This is a genomic window from Kitasatospora sp. NRRL B-11411, assembly GCF_000721345.1.
In the GTDB taxonomy this organism is placed as follows: domain Bacteria; phylum Actinomycetota; class Actinomycetes; order Streptomycetales; family Streptomycetaceae; genus Kitasatospora; species Kitasatospora cineracea.
Map to the genome: position 1 here is coordinate 18,396 of NZ_JOGH01000068.1, position 16,163 is coordinate 34,558.

General features: G+C 73.7%; 12 protein-coding genes. 7 read left to right on the forward strand and 5 right to left on the reverse strand.

Annotated features, from left to right (window positions below):
• Positions 1-52 precede the first annotated feature (52 nt).
• From IH44_RS0125720 to IH44_RS0125730, 3 genes are all read right to left on the reverse strand, one after another.
• Positions 53-1,081, reverse strand: a complete 1,029-nt coding sequence (locus IH44_RS0125720; protein ID WP_369794994.1) for a hydroxymethylglutaryl-CoA lyase — start codon at positions 1,079-1,081, stop codon at positions 53-55.
• The gene (locus tag IH44_RS0125725) at positions 1,078-3,258 is read right to left on the reverse strand and encodes a biotin carboxylase N-terminal domain-containing protein (protein WP_030462099.1); all 2,181 of its coding nucleotides are present in this window, start codon (positions 3,256-3,258) and stop codon (positions 1,078-1,080) included. Before IH44_RS0125725 ends, IH44_RS0125720 begins: the two co-directional genes overlap by 4 nt.
• Positions 3,259-3,350: 92 nt before the next feature.
• The gene (locus tag IH44_RS0125730; protein ID WP_232795085.1) at positions 3,351-5,057 is read right to left on the reverse strand and encodes a carboxyl transferase domain-containing protein; all 1,707 of its coding nucleotides are present in this window, start codon (positions 5,055-5,057) and stop codon (positions 3,351-3,353) included.
• Positions 5,058-5,187: 130 nt separating this feature from the next.
• On the opposite strand from IH44_RS0125730, the gene IH44_RS0125735 reads away from it, so the two are divergent.
• From IH44_RS0125735 to IH44_RS0125745, 3 genes are all read left to right on the forward strand, one after another.
• Positions 5,188-5,868 (forward strand): TetR/AcrR family transcriptional regulator, encoded by a 681-nt coding sequence (locus IH44_RS0125735; protein WP_030462101.1) that lies wholly within the window; start codon positions 5,188-5,190, stop codon positions 5,866-5,868.
• 271 nt (positions 5,869-6,139) lie between these two features.
• Complete coding sequence (locus tag IH44_RS0125740; RefSeq protein WP_030462102.1) at positions 6,140-9,856, forward strand: ABC transporter ATP-binding protein; 3,717 nt, start codon at positions 6,140-6,142, stop codon at positions 9,854-9,856.
• A gap of 219 nt (positions 9,857-10,075) precedes the next feature.
• Positions 10,076-10,408, forward strand: coding sequence for a hypothetical protein (locus IH44_RS0125745; RefSeq protein WP_030462103.1), 333 nt, complete (start codon positions 10,076-10,078; stop codon positions 10,406-10,408).
• On the opposite strand, the gene IH44_RS0125750 is transcribed toward IH44_RS0125745, so the two are convergent.
• The gene (locus IH44_RS0125750) at positions 10,342-11,256 is read right to left on the reverse strand and encodes an ATP-grasp domain-containing protein (RefSeq protein ID WP_030462104.1); all 915 of its coding nucleotides are present in this window, start codon (positions 11,254-11,256) and stop codon (positions 10,342-10,344) included. The two genes, IH44_RS0125745 and IH44_RS0125750, sit on opposite strands and share 67 nt — an antisense overlap.
• A 182-nt stretch (positions 11,257-11,438) precedes the next feature.
• On the opposite strand from IH44_RS0125750, the gene IH44_RS41415 reads away from it, so the two are divergent.
• Positions 11,439-11,912, forward strand: coding sequence for an NUDIX domain-containing protein (locus IH44_RS41415; protein WP_232795086.1), 474 nt, complete (start codon positions 11,439-11,441; stop codon positions 11,910-11,912).
• A 45-nt stretch (positions 11,913-11,957) separates the two neighbouring features.
• Here IH44_RS41415 and IH44_RS0125760 read toward each other — a convergent pair whose 3' ends face one another.
• Positions 11,958-12,725 carry a hypothetical protein gene (locus tag IH44_RS0125760; protein WP_030462106.1) on the reverse strand — a complete coding sequence of 256 codons (768 nt, stop codon included), beginning with the start codon at positions 12,723-12,725 and terminating at the stop codon, positions 11,958-11,960.
• Between the two features lie 309 nt (positions 12,726-13,034).
• Between IH44_RS0125760 and trpS the strand changes: the two genes are divergently transcribed.
• The 3 genes from trpS (at position 13,035) to IH44_RS41420 (ending at position 16,051) form a co-directional block, all read left to right on the forward strand.
• Entirely contained in the window at positions 13,035-14,072 is a 1,038-nt protein-coding gene (gene trpS / locus IH44_RS0125765) for a tryptophan--tRNA ligase (RefSeq protein ID WP_030462107.1), read from the forward strand.
• A 232-nt stretch (positions 14,073-14,304) separates the two neighbouring features.
• Positions 14,305-15,234: an LD-carboxypeptidase gene (locus IH44_RS0125770; RefSeq protein ID WP_030462108.1), complete on the forward strand. Its 930-nt coding sequence runs from the start codon at positions 14,305-14,307 to the stop codon at positions 15,232-15,234.
• Between the two features lie 10 nt (positions 15,235-15,244).
• Complete coding sequence (locus tag IH44_RS41420) at positions 15,245-16,051, forward strand: nucleoside/nucleotide kinase family protein (protein ID WP_107066623.1); 807 nt, start codon at positions 15,245-15,247, stop codon at positions 16,049-16,051.
• Positions 16,052-16,163 lie beyond the last annotated feature (112 nt).

Sequence of the window (16,163 nt, forward strand, 5' to 3'; positions counted from 1 at the left end):
ATCGCGGCCTGGTGGGCCTGGTGGAGGTGGGGAGTTCGGAGGGTGTCGGGGATCAGGTCGTCGGCCCGAGCAGGGCGCGGACGGTCCTCGACGGGCTGGGGCGACCGAGGTGACGGGCCATCCAGCCGCTGGTCGCGGCGAGTGCCGCGAGGTCCACGCCGGTCTCGATGCCCAGACCGTGCAGCATCCAGACGAGGTCCTCGGTGGCCAGGTTGCCGGTCGCGCTCTTGGCGTACGGGCAGCCGCCGAGGCCGCCGGCCGACGCGTCCACCACGGTCACGCCGGAGCGCAGCGCCGCCAGGGTGTTGGCGAGCGCCTGCCCGTAGGTGTCGTGGAAGTGCACGGCCAACTGTCCGACCGGCACGCCGGAACGGGTGAACGCGTCGATCAGTGCGTTGACGTGGCCGGGGGTGGCGACGCCGATGGTGTCGCCGAGGCTCAGCTCGGCGCAACCCATCTCCAGCAGCGCCAGGCCGTGGCGGACCACCTGGTCGACCGGGACGGGGCCCTCCCAGGGGTCGCCGAAGCACATCGACAGGTAGCCGCGCACCGGGATCCCGGCCCCCGTGGCGCGCTCGACCACCGGGCGGAACATCGCCATCGCCTCGTCCGCCGAGCGGTTGAGGTTGCGCCTGGCGAAGGTCTCGGTGGCGCTGGCGAACACCGCGACCTCGCCGGCGTGGTGCGCCAGCGCCCGGTCCAGCCCGCGCTCGTTGGGCACCAGCACGGGTAGCCGTAGGCCCGGGTGGCGCGCGGGCAGGTCGGCCAGCCGGGGCATCAGCTCCTCGGCGTCCGCCAACTGCGGCACCCACTTGGGGTGGACGAAGCTGGTGGCCTCGACGGTGCGCAGCCCGGCGGCGGCCAGCCGGGCGATGAACTCGGCCTTCACCTCGACGGGCACGAGGGCGGACTCGTTCTGCAGCCCGTCGCGCGCGCCGACCTCGTGGATCCGGACCCGCTCGGGCAGCCCGGGGTCGCGCACCGGCTGCGGCAGGCCGAGTTCCAGCACGGTCGGTTCGGCCGTCCCGGCCGCTCCTGTCGTCGCGCGGGCCGTGGTCGGTTCGGGCGGGGTGGCGTTCATCGGACCGCCTCCGGGAGGGGCTCGGCGGGGACGGACGGGTCCTCGGCGGCCGTGACGGTCACCAGGGGCGCGTCCATGGCGACGGTCGCGCCGGCGGCCACCCGGAGGTCGTCGACGGTGCCGTCGTGCGGCGCGGAGATGACGTGCTCCATCTTCATGGCCTCCAGCACCAGCAGCGCCTGGCCCCGGCGGACCTGCTCGCCGGGCTCGACCTTGACCACGGTGACGGTGCCGGGCATCGGCGCGGTGAGGGTGCCGTGGTGGGCGGTGCCGGCCGCGGCGCGCTCGGCGATTGCATCGAACGGGTGAACGGGCCAGGCATCCCCGTCGATGCCGAGCCAGTGGACGACGCCGTCCGCGGTGCGCTCCGAAGCGACCGTGAAAGTGGCCTGCAGCCCGTCAACCGCAAGGCGCAGCAGGTCTCCGTCGAGGGTCGCGCGGGCCCGCCGGACGGGCCCGCCGTCCAGCCGCACCTCCCAGTCGGGGGAGGCCGCCGCGGAAAAACCGATGGCGCTCTCGATTTCACCCCTGGTAGTCATTCGGCAGCTCACGGTGACCGGTTCGCGGCCGGGAAGCCGGAGCCGGTGCGTGGTCCACGCGGCCTCGCCACCGAGCCGCCAGCCCGAAGGGAGGGAGAAGGGGTCGGTCCAGCCGTCGGAGGCGTCGGCGCGGCCGAGTTCGAGCTGCCGCAGCAGTGCGGCGGCGAAGTGGAGCAGGTCGACCGACCCGGGACGGGTGTACGGGGAGCTCAGCAGGGAGGCGTCCTGCTGCGCGCTGCGTTCCACCAGGCCGGTGTCGAGCCGTCCTGCCGTCACCTCGGGCTGCGCCAGCAGCCGGCGCAGGTAGCCGGTGTTGGTGGTGACGCCCAGGATGCGGGTCTCGGCGAGTGCGGCCCGCAGCCGACGGATCGCGGTCGGGCGGTCGGGCCCGTACGCGATCACCTTGGCGAGCATCGGGTCGTACAGGCTGCCGACCCGGTCGCCGGGTGCGATTCCGGAGTCCACCCGGACGCCCTCTCCGGAGGGCTCGTCCAGCAGCAGTACCTCGCCGCCGGTGGGCAGGAAGTCCCGTTCCGGGTCCTCGGCGCAGATCCGGGCCTCGATCGCGTGGCCCAGGAAGGAGACGTCCGACTGAGCGAACGGCAGCGCCTCGCCCGCGGCGACGCGCAGCTGCCACTCGACCAGGTCGAGCCGTTGCGGGCCGTCGGGCCCGGCCACGGCGACGGCGAGTTCGGTGACGGGGTGTTCCACCTGGAGGCGGGTGTTCATCTCCATGAAGAAGAAGTCGAGGACGTCGTCCGCGTCCGGTCCCGCGGGATCGCCGCCGGGGACGATGAACTCGACCGTGCCGGCGCCGGTGTAGCCGCAGGCTTCGGCGGCGCGCACCGCGGCCGCGCCCATCGCGGCGCGGGTACTCGGGTTCAACAGGACGGAAGGGGCCTCTTCGATGAGCTTCTGATGGCGGCGCTGCAGACTGCACTCGCGCTCGCCGAGGTGGACGGTCCGGCCGTGGGTGTCGGCCAGGACCTGCACCTCGATGTGCCGGGGCTGGTCGACCCAGCGCTCCAGCAGCAGGGTGTCGTCGCCGAACGCGGTGCGGGCCACCCGGCGGGCCGCGGCGAGCTCGGCGGGCAGTTCGGCCGGGTCGCGGACCAGCCGCATGCCCTTGCCGCCGCCGCCGGCCGAGGGCTTGAGCAGCACCGGGTAGCCGATCCGGGTCGCCGCCTCGATCAGCTGCTCGTCGCTGGGCGAGCCGTCCTCGCTGCCGGGGACGACGGGCACCCCGGCGGCCCGGACGGCCTCCTTGGCGTTGATCTTGTCGCCCATCAGTTCCACCGCGGCCGGCGGCGGACCGATGAAGACCAGCCCGGCCTGCGTGCAGGCCTCGGCGAACGCGGAGTTCTCGGCGAGGAACCCGTAGCCGGGGTGGACGGCCTGCGCGCCGGCCCGGCGGGCGGCGTCCAGGATCAGGTCGGCGCGCAGGTACGTCTCGGCGGCCGAGCTGTCGCTGCGGTCGGCGGGCCCGAGCCGGACCGCGAGGTCGGCGGCCCGGACGTGCGGGGCGTCGGCGTCCGCGTCGCTGTGCACGGCGACCGACCGCACGCCCAGCCGCCGGAGGGTGCGGATCACCCGCAGCGCGATCTCGCCGCGGTTGGCGACGAGCACGGTGTCGAACATGAGAGGTGTTCCTCCGTCACGAAGGGAACGGTGAGCGGGTTGACGATGCGTCATGGGCGGTGATTCGGCGGTCGCGCCGGTCCGGCGGGGCGTCACATCCGGAAGACCCCGAACGGGCGCGGTTCGGCGAGCGGGGCGTTGGCGCAGGCGGTGAGCGCCAGGCCGAGCGCGGTCCGGGTCTGCAGCGGGTCGATCACACCGTCGTCCCACAGCCGGGCGGTGGCGTAGTACGCGTTGCCCTGCTGCTCGTACTGCTCGCGGACGGGGCGCTTGAACTCGTCCTCGTCCTCGGCGGACCAGTGCTCGCCGCGGGCCTCCAACTGGTCGCGGCGGACGGTGGCCAGCACCGACGCCGCCTGCTCGCCGCCCATCACGGAGATCTTCGCGTTCGGCCACATCCACAGGAATCGGGGTGAGTAGGCCCGGCCGCACATCGAGTAGTTGCCCGCCCCGTACGAGCCGCCGATCACCACCGTCAGCTTGGGCACCCGGGTGCAGGCCACCGCGGTGACCATCTTGGCGCCGTGCTTGGCGATGCCGCCGGCCTCGTACTGGCGGCCCACCATGAAACCGGTGATGTTCTGCAGGAAGAGGAGGGGGATGCCGCGCTGGTCGCACAGCTCGATGAAGTGCGCGCCCTTGAGCGCGGACTCGGCGAACAGGACGCCGTTGTTGGCGACGATGCCGACCGGGTGGCCGTGGATCCGGGCGAACCCGGTCACCAGGGTGGTGCCGTACTCGGCCTTGAACTCGGCGAACCGGCTGCCGTCCACCAGCCGGGCGATCACCTCGCGCACGTCGTAGGGGGTGCGCGGGTCGACCGGCACCACGCCGTACAACCCGGCCGGGTCGACCGCGGGCGGCTCGACCGGGGCGAGCGGCCACGGCTTGGCGGCGCGCGGGCCCAGCCCGGCCACGATAGTGCGGACGATGGAGAGCGCGTGCGCGTCGTCCTCCGCCAGGTGGTCGGTCACGCCCGAGGTGCGGGAGTGGAGGTCGCCGCCGCCGAGCTCCTCGGCGGTCACCACCTCGCCGGTGGCGGCCTTCACCAGCGGCGGCCCGCCCAGGAAGATGGTGCCCTGGTTGCGGACGATCACGGCCTCGTCGCTCATCGCCGGGACGTACGCGCCGCCCGCGGTGCAGGAGCCCAGCACCGCCGCGATCTGCGGGATCCCGGCGGCGGACAGGCGCGCCTGGTTGTAGAAGATCCGCCCGAAGTGGTCGCGGTCGGGGAACACCTCGTCCTGCATCGGCAGGAACGCCCCGCCGGAGTCCACCAGGTAGACGCAGGGCAGCCGGTTCTCCAGGGCCACCTCCTGCGCGCGCAGGTGCTTCTTCACCGTCATCGGGTAGTAGGTGCCGCCCTTGACCGTGGCGTCGTTCGCCACCACCAGGACCTCGCGTCCGGCGACCCGGCCGATCCCGGCGATCACCCCGGCCGCCGGGGCGGCTCCGCCGTACAGCCCGTCGGCGGCGAGCGGCGCCAGCTCCAGGAACGGCGAGCCGGGGTCGAGCAGGGTGTCCACCCGCTCCCGGGGCAGCAGTTTGCCGCGGGCGGTGTGCTTGGCGCGCGCCTTCTCGCCGCCGCCGAGCGCCGCCGCGGCGAGCTTGCCGCGCAGTTCGGCGACCAGTTGGCGGTGGGCCTGCGCGTTGGCCAGCCCGGCCGGGGAGGACGGGTCGACCGCGCCCTCCAGCCGGGGGGCCGGGGCGTCGGCGGCGCTGAACGGCGGGACGACCGGCGCGGTGCTCCGCGAAGGGGCGGAGGACCACGGAGGGGTCTGTGCCGAAGAGAGGACCATCCCAAGAGCTCCCTTGCCCTCGGATTCGGATCGGGGCAGGCCGAAGGGCGAGCCGGCCAGCCCGTGTTAATGAGCGTTAACTCTGTGGCCAGGTTAACCATCGATAACCCGACTGTCTACGATGGGCAGCATGCCCAACCGCTCCACCGCCCCCGCGCTCCCACGCCGTGACCAGATCCGGAAAGAGGCAGCCAGGCTGTTCGCCGCGCGCGGCTTCCTCGGGGTCGGCGTCGACGAGATCGGCAAGGCGGTCGGCATCAGCGGCCCCGGCCTGTACCGGCACTTCGCGGGCAAGGACGCGATGCTCGCCGACCTCCTGGTCGGCATCAGCGAGCGCCTGCTCGACGAGGGCCGCCGCCGCGAGGGCGAGGCCGCCGGGCCGCGCGCCGCGCTGGACTCCCTGATCGACGGGCACATCGACTTCGCCCTGGATGACCGGGACCTGATCACCCTCCACGACCGCGAGCTGCTCCACCTCAAGGAGGACGACCGCCGCCGGGTCCGCCGGCTCCAGCGCGGCTACGTCGAGCTCTGGGTCACGGTGGTGCGCGAGGCGTTCCCGCCGCTGGCCGCGCCGGAGGCGGAGCCGGTCGCCCGCGCCGCCGTGCACGCGGTCTTCGGCCTGCTCAACTCCACCCCGCACAGCGCCGCGCCGCAGCCGGCCCAGAACGCGCAGGGGGCCCAGGCCGACTCCGGCCCCGAGCGCTCCGGGCTGGCCCGCGACAGCATGGCGGCCCTGCTGCGCGCGCTCGCCCAGGGGGCGTTCGCGGCGGCCGCTGCAGAGGTCGGACAGGCCGGGCCGGGCGCCTGACCCACCGGCCGGACGATGGCGCCCCGCGAGCGGGTGCCGACTCCCCGCAGGCGGGTGCCGACCCCTCGCGGGCGGCCGGGGTGAGGCTGGCTACACCCTCCGCCTAGGACGATCGGCTGATCCAGGTCTAGCCGATCGCCCGAGGCGCACCACCGCGCAGCACGGGCAACCTGTAGACGGGAAGGAAGCTCGACCCGAGGTCGTTCAGCTTCCCATGCGCCCCTCGAATCCGATGGACGCTCAACCGGCCGAATGGTTAGCATCACTAAATATGCCCGAGACTCATGGTTTCCCAGAGCGAAGTTGGCTCCGCCGACTCGGTGGCTACTGCTGGCGCTACCGTCGCAACCTGCTGCTCTCCTTCGGAGCGTCGCTGGTGGGCATGGCGGTCACCGCGATCGTCCCGCTCATCACCAAGCTGATCATCGATGACGTGATCACCACGCACAGCCGTCCGCTCACCCCGTGGGCGGTGCTGCTGCTGGTCGCGGCAGCGGTGGTGTTCCTCTGCACCCAGATCCGGCGCTACTACGGCGGCCAGCTCGCGCTGGACGTCCAGCACGACATGCGGGCCGACCTGTTCCGCTCGCTGACCAGGCTCGACGGCCACCGGCAGGACCGGCTGGACACCGGACAGGTGGTCGGCCGGGCCACCTCCGACCTGCAACTGGTCAACGGCCTGCTGTCGATGCTGCCGATGATGACGGGCTACGCCCTGATGTTCGGCATGTCGCTGGTGGTCATGCTCTGGCTGTCCCTGCCGCTCACCCTGATCGCCCTGGTGATGGGCCCGGCCCTGTGGTGGCTGGCCACCCTCAGCCGCAAGCGCCTGTTCCCCGCCACCTGGGCCGCCCAGCAGCAGGCCGCCGAGGTCGCGGGCGTGGTGGACGCCGCGATCGGCGGCGTCCGGGTGGTCAAGGGCTTCGGCCAGGAGGCGCAGGAGCGCGGCAAGCTGGAGCGCGCCTCGCGCGAGCTGTTCGCCGCCCGGCTGCGGTCGATCAAGCTGAACGCCCGCTACACCCCGGCCATGCAGGCCGTCCCCGCGCTCGGGCAGGTCGCGGTGCTCGCCGTCGGCGGCTGGCTGGCCGTCCGGGGAGACGTCACGCTCGGCACCTTCGTCGCCTTCTCCACCTACCTGGCGCAGATGACCGGCCCAGTGCGGATGCTCGCCATGGTGATCACCGTCGGCCAGCAGGCCCGCGCCGGAGTGGAGCGCGTCCTGCAGCTGATCGACCAGCGCCCGCTGGTCTCCGACGCCCCCGACGCCCGCCCGCTCGACCCGGCCGCCGCCCCGGCCGGCACCCCCGCGCTGGAGCTCGACCGGGTCGACTTCCACTACCGCGCCGAGGAGCACCCCGAGCCGGGCAGCGTCCCCGACGGCGTCCCGGTGCTGGAGGGCCTCAGCCTGCGGCTCACCCAGGGGGAGACGCTGGCCCTGGTCGGCGCGTCCGGCTCCGGCAAGTCCACCGTCGCCCAGCTGGTGCCCCGCTTCTACGACCCCACCTCCGGCACGGTCCGGCTGTTCGGGCAGGACGTCCGCGAGGCCACCCTCGACTCGGTGCGCGCCGCCATCGGCATCGTCCCCGAGGAGAGCTTCCTGTTCTCCGAGAGCGTCCGGACGAACATCGCCTACGGGCACCCCGACGCCACCGAGGAGCAGATCGAGGCCGCCGCCCGGATCGCCCAGGCCGACGGCTTCATCCGGGAACTCCCCGAGGGCTACGACACCAAGGTCGGCGAACAGGGCCTCACCCTCTCCGGCGGCCAGCGCCAGCGCATCGCGCTCGCCCGGGCCGTCCTCACCGACCCGCGCATCCTGCTGCTCGACGACGCCACCTCCGCGGTCGACCCGCAGATCGAGGCGGAGATCCACGACGCGCTGCACAGCGTGATGGCCGGCCGCACCACCCTGCTGATCGCCCACCGCCGCTCCACCCTCCAGCTCGCCGACCGGATCGCCGTCCTGGACGCGGGCCGGCTGATCGACCTCGGCACGCACGAGGAGCTCACCGCCCGATGTCCGCGCTACCGATCGCTGATCACCGACCCGGAGGCGCTGGCCGCCCCCGCCCCGGCGGCCGAAGCGGAGACCACGGCACCGGCCACCGCGGCCGAGACCGCCGCACCGGCCGCCGAGAAGCCCGGCGCGGACGCCGAACTGCTCGCCAAGGTCGCCGCCCTGGCCCCCGCGACGGACACCCCCGACATCCCGGTCGAACAGGCCGAGGCCGCCGACCCCGGGTTCGGCCTGGCCCGGCTGCTCGCCCCCTTCCGCCGCCCCCTGCTGCTCGCCCTGCTCCTGGTCGCGCTGGACACCGCCGCCGGGCTCACCCTGCCCGTCCTGATCCGGCACGGCATCGACGACGGCGTCAGCAAGGCCGCGATCGGCGGCGTCGCGGTCGCCTCCCTGCTGGCCCTCGTCGTGGTCCTGCTCGACTGGCTGGTGCAGGCCACCGAGAGCCAGGTATCCGGCCGCACCGGCGAACGCGTCCTCTACACACTGCGGTTGAAGATCTTCGCGCACCTCAACCGGCTCGGCCTCGACTACTACGAGCGGGAACTGACCGGCCGGATCATGACGCGGATGACCACCGACGTCGACTCCATCTCCTCCTTCCTGCAGACCGGCGTGGTCACCGCGGTGGTCAGCGTCTTCACCTTCTTCGGCATCTTCGCCGCCCTGATCGTGATCGACCCCGGCCTCGCCCTGGTGGTCTTCGCGGTGCTCCCGCCGCTGGTCATCGCCACGCTGGTGTTCCGCAAGAAGTCCGCCCAGCAGTACCAGGTCTCCCGGGACCTGATCAGCACCGTCAACGCGGACCTGCAGGAGAACGTCGCCGGCATGCGGATCGTGCAGGCCTTCCGCCGACAGGACACCAACACCGAGCGGTTCGTCGAGCGGGGCCTCGCCTACCGCCACGCCCGGGCCAGGGCCCAGCTCTACATCTCGCTGTACTTCCCGTTCGTGCAGTTCCTCTCCAGCGTCGCCTCCGCCCTGGTGCTGATCGCCGGAGCCTCCCGGGTCGACGACGGCACCCTCACCATCGGCGCCCTGGTCGCCTACCTGCTCTACATCGACCTGTTCTTCGCACCCGTCAACCAGCTCTCGCAGATCTTCGACGGCTACCAGCAGGCCGCCGTCGGCCTCGGCCGGATCCGCGACCTGATGCGCACCCCCACCAGCACCCCCCAGGCCGAACACCCCGTCCCGGTCGGCCCGCTGCGCGGCGAGATCGACTTCCGGAACGTCAGCTTCGCCTACAACGGCGGCGGCGAGGGCAACCCCGAGGTGCTCTCCGGCATCGACCTGCACATCCCGCCCGGCCAGACCGTCGCCCTGGTCGGCGAGACCGGCGCGGGCAAGTCCACCCTGGTCAAACTGGTCGCCCGGTTCTACGACGCCACCGGCGGTACCCTCCGGGTGGACGGCACCGACCTCACCGGCTACGACCTGGACGGGTACCGGCACCGGCTCGGCGTCGTCCCGCAGGAGGCCTACCTCTTCGCCGGGACGGTCCGCGACGCCATCGCCTACGGCCGCCCCGAGGCGAGCGACGCCGAGGTCGAAGCGGCAGCCAAGGCGGTCGGCGCCCACGACATGATCACCCGGCTGACCGGCGGCTACCGCCACCAGGTCGCCCCCCGGGGCCGCAACCTCTCCGCGGGCCAGCGCCAGCTCATCGCCCTCGCCCGCGCCGAACTGGTCGACCCCGACATCCTGCTCCTCGACGAGGCCACCGCCGCACTCGACCTCGCCACCGAAGCCGCCGTCAACCACGCCGCCGACCGGCTCAGCGGCGGACGCACCACCCTGGTCATCGCCCACCGGCTCACCACCGCCGAACGCGCCGACCGGGTCGTCGTCCTCGACCACGGCCGAATAGTCGAGGACGGTACCCACACCGAACTGCTCGACCGCGACGGCGCCTACGCCAAGCTGTGGAGCGCCTTCATCGCGGAGGGCCACCCGACACCCGCCCTTGGCTGAGCCGTCGATTCGTCGATTCGTCGATCCGCTGAGCCGTCGCGGTCGACGGCTCCCGCGCCCGCCCCCGTGAACCGGCGGGCGCGGAACGGCAGGCACGGGGCGGTGGGAGCGGGAGGGCCACCGGCCACCACCGTCGGCGGCATGCCTGGTACACAGAACGGGCGACCGATCGAGGGGACGGGAGCACCACCTCCGTCACCCGGCCGAGAGGCCACGCCCATGCGCCCACGCGCGTTCGCGCCGCCCACGGTCGCTCTCTACGCGGCCGGCCAACTGCCCGCCTACCTGCTGCCCACCCTGGTGGGCCGCCTCGCCGGGGCCGGTCCCGTCGTCCGCCGAACCGTCGTCCACCCCGCCCCGGCGCGCCCCGCTGACGTGCGCCCCACTGCCGCCCGTCCCGCCGTCCGGATCCCGGAGCAGCGCCGGCCGGTGCCGACCGCCCACCCGGACGGGCACCTGGACCGCAGCCGCACCGCCCGCTCCGGCTACGCCTTCAGCAGTGCCCGGAACAGCGCCTCCAGGTCCACCCCGGACGGCAGTTCGCTGACCTGACCGTCTCCGACCTCCACCACCCGCCACCGGTCGGCCCCGGTCGTCGGCTCCCCGGCGTCCGCCGGTCCGGCCCCGGCGCGGAGGGCCAGGTCGGTGGTGACGAACCGGCAGCCCAGCCGGCTGACCAGCGGGCGGACGGCGGACAGGTCGGGTTCGATCCGATGCGCGGGGCTGTCGGGGTGCGGCCCGACCAGCACCGGCTCGCCGTCCAGCCACCAGACCCGGGACTCCTCCGCCCGCCCGTCCGCGGCCCGCACGAACCGCTCGAAGCGCCGCACCACCAGCCCGCCCGCCAGGAACTCGCCCTGCAGCTCCGCGAAGCGCGTCGCCACGCGCTCCAGCGCGTCCAGGTCGGCCAGCTCCGGCACGTAACAGGCCTCGTCCCACTCGTGCTTGCGGGACTTCACGTAGTCCTTGACCACCGCGGGCCCCCGCCCGCCCAGGGCCGCGGCGGCCCCGGCCAGCGCGCGCCGGTCCCAGCCGGTGCCGGGCAGCCAGCTGCTGGCGGGCGTCAGCGGTTCGAACGTCCGGTACCAGCCGGGCAGTTCATGGGCGGTCGCGTAGGCGGCCGCTCCGGTCAGCAGCGGGCGGCCGAGGGCGGCCAGGGCCGCGGCGAGTTCGGCGTACCGGGCGGTCGGGATCATCCAGCCCCGGTACCACAGCGGTCCCGGACCGGCCGGAACGCGGCGGACGGCTGCCCCGACGTCCCCGGCGAGCAGCGCGTCGTGGTCGAGCAGGACGTGGCCGCCGCCCACCGCCCGGACGGCCTGGGCCTCCCAGGCGAAGTGCGGGTCCACCCGGCGGGGGAGGAGCGGGTCGGACGGAAGGATGACGGCGGGCTCGACCATGCGGCTCAGATTAGGTCCACCGATCGGTGGAGGGGCCGGAAATCCCTTGGCCTCGCCCGGAGATCAGCCCGAAAACCCGATCGACACCCCGTTCCGGCCTCTGTCAGGGTGACCGCATGGGATGGATCACAGCACGTCGGAGACGCACTGGTGAGCGGCTCCCCCGGCAAGCGGCGCGGACGGTGGTGCTCTCACCGGAGGGCGAGGTGTTCCTGTTCCGGTCGGACAACTCCGAAGTCGGGGTGCACTGGAACGCCCCGGGCGGCGGCCTGGAACCGGGTGAGACCCCGGTCGAGGGGGCCCTCCGGGAACTGCACGAGGAGACCGGCTGGACCGACCTCCGGCCCGGCGCACTCGTCTGCACCTGGGAGCACGACTTCACCTGGCACGGCACCCCGGTCCGCCAGCACGAGCACATCTTCCTGACCCACGGCCCGCGGCGTGAGCCGGGAGACGTGGCGGCGGTCCACCGGGTCGACGGCATCCTCGGCTGGCACTGGTGGACACCGGCCGAACTCGCCGCGCCGGACGCCGACCCGCTCTGGCCGCCGAACCTGTCCGGCCTGCTCGCCGCCATCCGGGCCGCGGCACCCGACCCGATCGAACCCGTCCACCTCGGCCACGTCCCCAACCCCGAGCGCAGAAAGGGAAACTGACGAGCACGCAACCGTCGAACGACCGCGCGACGTGCGCGGACCGGTTCAGCGGAGCTGGCGCCGACCCCTCCGGCGCCCGCGAGCCGCAGGGATCTCGGCCTGCCAATCGCGCAGCCCGAGCTCCCGGTCGTGCACCGCCTCCGGGTTGATCACCACCGACAGCCGCGCCGAACGGAGCTCCTCCGGGCCCAGCCCGGTCGAACGCTGCAACTGCTCGGTGGGAACCGACACCGCGATGGCCGGCCGCCACTCCGGCAGCACCACCTGGCAGGTGCCGGAACCGAACCGCAGCAACTCCGCCGACACCCGGCGGTCCGGAGCCCGCCCACCCTGGCCACTGCTCTCGCCCGACCCGGGCGACCCACCGATCAGCACCCCCATCGGCACCCCGACCAGATCCACCGGCACACCACCGGCCCCGGCCGCAGCCTCCGCCGCCGCCACGCGGAACCCGTCCGGCGCCGCCGGCACCGCCCGCACCTGACTCAACCGCCGCGAAGGCGCGGGCCGCCGCTGCGGACGCACCGGCCCCGCCGGGCCGCCGACACCCCAGGCCCCCGGCGACCACTCGACCACCCCGGGGGCCACCACACCCGAGCTCACACCCGCGCCCGTACTCGCTCGCGCCTGCGCCCCCGTGTCCGGGCCCTCGCCGTCCGTCACCGGTCCGCCCGCCACCGGTCCGCCCGGCGTCGCCGGCCCGGGTGGCACCCAGTCGTACCCGGCGCCGCGGCCCGCCGAACCCGCCTGCACCGCAAGGCGGTCGGCGTCAGCGTGCGGCCGGTCCGACGCGTTCTGTTCGCGCGAGGTCATGGCTGGGCCCCTCCGGATTCTGAGCTCGCCCGATCCTGCACCACCGGCGCGCGTCGGGCCAAGGGACGTACGTGCACACCCGATGGTTCCCGTCCGCAGGGCCAAACCCGTTGCGGGCCCGAAGCGCCGGGCTATGGTGGCAGACATGTCTCTCACGTCATGCCTGCGCTGGTGGCCGTCCTAGGACGGCCGTCCCCCACGCATGACTCCAGGGCCGTCCGCAAGGGCGGCCCCGGCGCGAGCACCTCGGACGGACCAGGGCCCACCCCGGCGGGCGGCCACCAGCCGCAACCGAGGAGCCCACCCGCCATGACCACCACCACCACCTCCGCCCCCGACACCGCGAACCCGCTGGTCGCAGCCACCGCCGCAGGACACCACCGGATCCTGACCGGCGACCGGCCCACCGGGCCGCTGCACCTCGGCCACTACTTCGGGACGCTCCGGAACCGGGTCGAACTCCAGTCACGAGGGCTCGAGTTGATGATCGTGATCCCCGACTACCAGGTGATCACCGACCGGGACCGCGCCGACCGCCTCTCCGAACACGCGGAGAACCTGGTGCTCGACTACCTGGCCGCCGGCGTCGACCCGGAGCGCGCCACGATCTTCACCCACAGCGCCGTCCCCGCGCTCAACCAACTGATGCTGCCCTTCCTCAGCCTGGTCAGCGTCGCCGAACTCTCCCGCAACCCCACCGTCAAGGACGAGATCACCCACTCCCGGCAGGCCGCCGTCAGCGGGCTGATGTTCACCTATCCCGTCCACCAGGCCGCCGACATCCTGTTCTGCAAGGCCGACCTCGTCCCGGTCGGCCAGGACCAACTGCCGCACCTCGAAGTCACCCGCACCGTCGCCCGCCGCTTCAACGACCGCTACGCCCCGCTGTTCCCCGAACCGCAGGCCCTGCTCTCCCGCGCACCCCTGCTCCTCGGCACCGACGCCGGCAAGATGAGCAAGAGCCGCGGCAACGCCATCGCGCTCGGCGCCGACGAGGACGAGACCGCCCGGCTGCTCCGCGGCGCCGTCACCGACCCAGACCGCCACATCACCTACGACCCCGAGAACCGCCCCGGCGTCTCCAACCTCCTGCTGCTCACCGCCCTCTGCCAGGACCGCGACCCGCACGCCGTCGCCGAGGAGATCGGCAACGGCGGCGCCGCCCTGCTCAAGCGCACCACCACCGAAGCGGTCAACGAGCACTTCCGCCCGCTGCGGGCCCGCCGCGCCGAACTCGCCGCCGACCGCACCGTCCTGCGCGAAGTCCTGCACGCCGGAAACGCCCGCGCCAACGCCATCGCCGACCGCACCCTCGCCGAAGTGCGCACCGCCATGGGCACCTTCTGACCCCCGACCCACCGCGCCCCGGACTGCCGACGGCCCCGGTACCCGGTCTCCGGGGCCGTCGGCAGCCTGACGGGGCGACAGCGGCAGCACCGGGATGGGCCGTTCCCGGACGGGGGATACCGTCAGCGGGCGGAACAACGGCCGGCCGCTCCGCCGAGCCCGCCGCCGTCCGTCCGTCCGTTCCCCTCCGCCCTCACTCGTCCCCGTTCGCGCTCCCTGAAGGAGTAACCGGATGTCCCTGCGCCCGCTCCGCCCCGGCGACCGGGTCGCCCTCGCCGCCCCCAGCGGCGCGATCGACCCCGCCCGACTCGACTTCGGCATCGACATCGTCCGCTCCTGGGGCCTGGACCCGGTGGTCCTCCCGCACCTCCGTGACACCCACCCCACCCTGCCGCACCTGGCCGGCGCCGACGCCCACCGCGCCGCCGACCTGCAGTCCGCCTGGCTCGACCCCGACATCGCCGCCGTCCTCTGCGTCCGCGGCGGCTTCGGCGCGCACCGGATGGTCGACCTCCTCGACTGGGACGCGATGCGGGCCGTGCCGCCGAAGCCCCTGGTCGGCTTCAGCGACATCACCGTCCTGCACGAAGCCGTCGCCCAGCGGCTCGGCGCCCCCACCCTCTACGGCCCGATGCCCGGCACCACCGTCTTCAGCACCGACCCCGCCACCGCCGAACACCTGCGCCGCACCCTCTTCGAACCCGCCGCCACCACCGTCCTCACCGGCCCCGACGCCACCCCCCTCGTCCCCGGACGGGCCCACGGCGTCCTGATGGGCGGCTGCGCCTCCCTGCTCGCCGCCGACCGCGGCACCCCCGGCGCCCGCCCGTCCTTCGCCGGCGGCCTGCTCATCCTGGAGGACATCAACGAGCAGCCCTACCAACTCGACCGGATCCTCACCCAGCTCCGCCGCAGCGGCGCCCTCGACGGACTGGCCGGCGTGGTCCTCGGCTCCTGGGACGGCTGCGGCCCGCTCGACGGCGTCCGCGCCGTGATGCTCGACCACTTCGGCGACCTCGGCATCCCCGTCCTGTGGGAGCTCGGCTTCGGCCACTGCCCGTCCTCGATCACCGTCCCGCTCGGCGTCCCCGCCACCCTCGACGCCGACGCCGGCACCCTCACCCTCGACGCACCCGTTCTCAGCGCCCCTACCGGCGCGTAGGGTGCGATCCATGCACGTCGAAGGCACCCCCAGCACCGCCCCCGCCACCGAGCAGCCCGCCACCGCGGAGCAGGCAGTGGCCCGGGCCCTCGGCCTGCTCCGCGGCCCCGGCAGCGGCACCGGCCGGACAATCCTCGGCCTGACCGGACCGCCCGCCGCCGGAAAGTCCACCCTCGCGCACCTCCTGATCGACGAGATCAACCGCCACGAGGGCCCCGACACCGCCGCCTACCTCCCCCTCGACGGCTTCCACCTCTCCAACGCCCAGCTCGACCGCCTCGACCTGCGCCCCCGCAAGGGCGCCCCCGAGACCTTCGACGCCCACGGCTACCTCGCCCTCCTCCGACGCGTCGCCACCGACCGCTTCCACGCCGTCTACGCCCCCGACTTCGACCGCACCCTCGACGAACCCGTCGCCGCCCGCCACCTCATCCGCCCCCACACCCGTCTCGTCATCACCGAGGGCAACTACCTCGCCGCCCCCACCACCCCCTGGACGGACGCCCGCGCCCTGCTGCGCGAACTCTGGTACGTCGACGCGGACGAGACCACCCGCGACACCCGCCTGCTCGCCCGCCACACCACCGGCGGCCAGGACCCGACGACCGCCCGCCGGCGCATCGACAGCAACGACCGCCCCAACGCCGCCTACGTGGCGACCACCCGGGCGGCCTGCGACTGGGTGGTCCACCCGGGCGAGTTTGCACCTGGGCCGGATCGGGCGTACTGTTCACTGGTCGCTCGGCAGGGAGCACCGGACACGCATCTGTGTGGACGGTCCCGGGGCGGCCAATCCCTTGAGAAACCAGGTCGATGATCCGTGACGCGCTTTTTTCGGAGATTGCGGCCGATTCGCTTTCAGGAGCGGGGATCGGCTAGAGTTTGAAACGTCGGACGGGGCGTCAAGCCGCAGAAGACGAAAGCGAGTC

Coding starts and splice junctions, on each gene's coding strand:
- IH44_RS0125720 (WP_369794994.1), bottom strand. CDS start 1,081: ATGAACGCCACCCCGCCCGAACCGACCACGGCCCGCGCGACGACAGGA.
- trpS (WP_030462107.1), top strand. CDS start 13,035: ATGACCACCACCACCACCTCCGCCCCCGACACCGCGAACCCGCTGGTC.
- IH44_RS0125750 (WP_030462104.1), bottom strand. CDS start 11,256: ATGGTCGAGCCCGCCGTCATCCTTCCGTCCGACCCGCTCCTCCCCCGC.
- IH44_RS0125735 (WP_030462101.1), top strand. CDS start 5,188: ATGCCCAACCGCTCCACCGCCCCCGCGCTCCCACGCCGTGACCAGATC.
- IH44_RS0125730 (WP_232795085.1), bottom strand. CDS start 5,057: ATGGTCCTCTCTTCGGCACAGACCCCTCCGTGGTCCTCCGCCCCTTCG.
- IH44_RS0125745 (WP_030462103.1), top strand. CDS start 10,076: ATGCGCCCACGCGCGTTCGCGCCGCCCACGGTCGCTCTCTACGCGGCC.
- IH44_RS0125770 (WP_030462108.1), top strand. CDS start 14,305: ATGTCCCTGCGCCCGCTCCGCCCCGGCGACCGGGTCGCCCTCGCCGCC.
- IH44_RS41420 (WP_107066623.1), top strand. CDS start 15,245: ATGCACGTCGAAGGCACCCCCAGCACCGCCCCCGCCACCGAGCAGCCC.
- IH44_RS0125725 (WP_030462099.1), bottom strand. CDS start 3,258: ATGTTCGACACCGTGCTCGTCGCCAACCGCGGCGAGATCGCGCTGCGG.
- IH44_RS0125740 (WP_030462102.1), top strand. CDS start 6,140: ATGCCCGAGACTCATGGTTTCCCAGAGCGAAGTTGGCTCCGCCGACTC.
- IH44_RS0125760 (WP_030462106.1), bottom strand. CDS start 12,725: ATGACCTCGCGCGAACAGAACGCGTCGGACCGGCCGCACGCTGACGCC.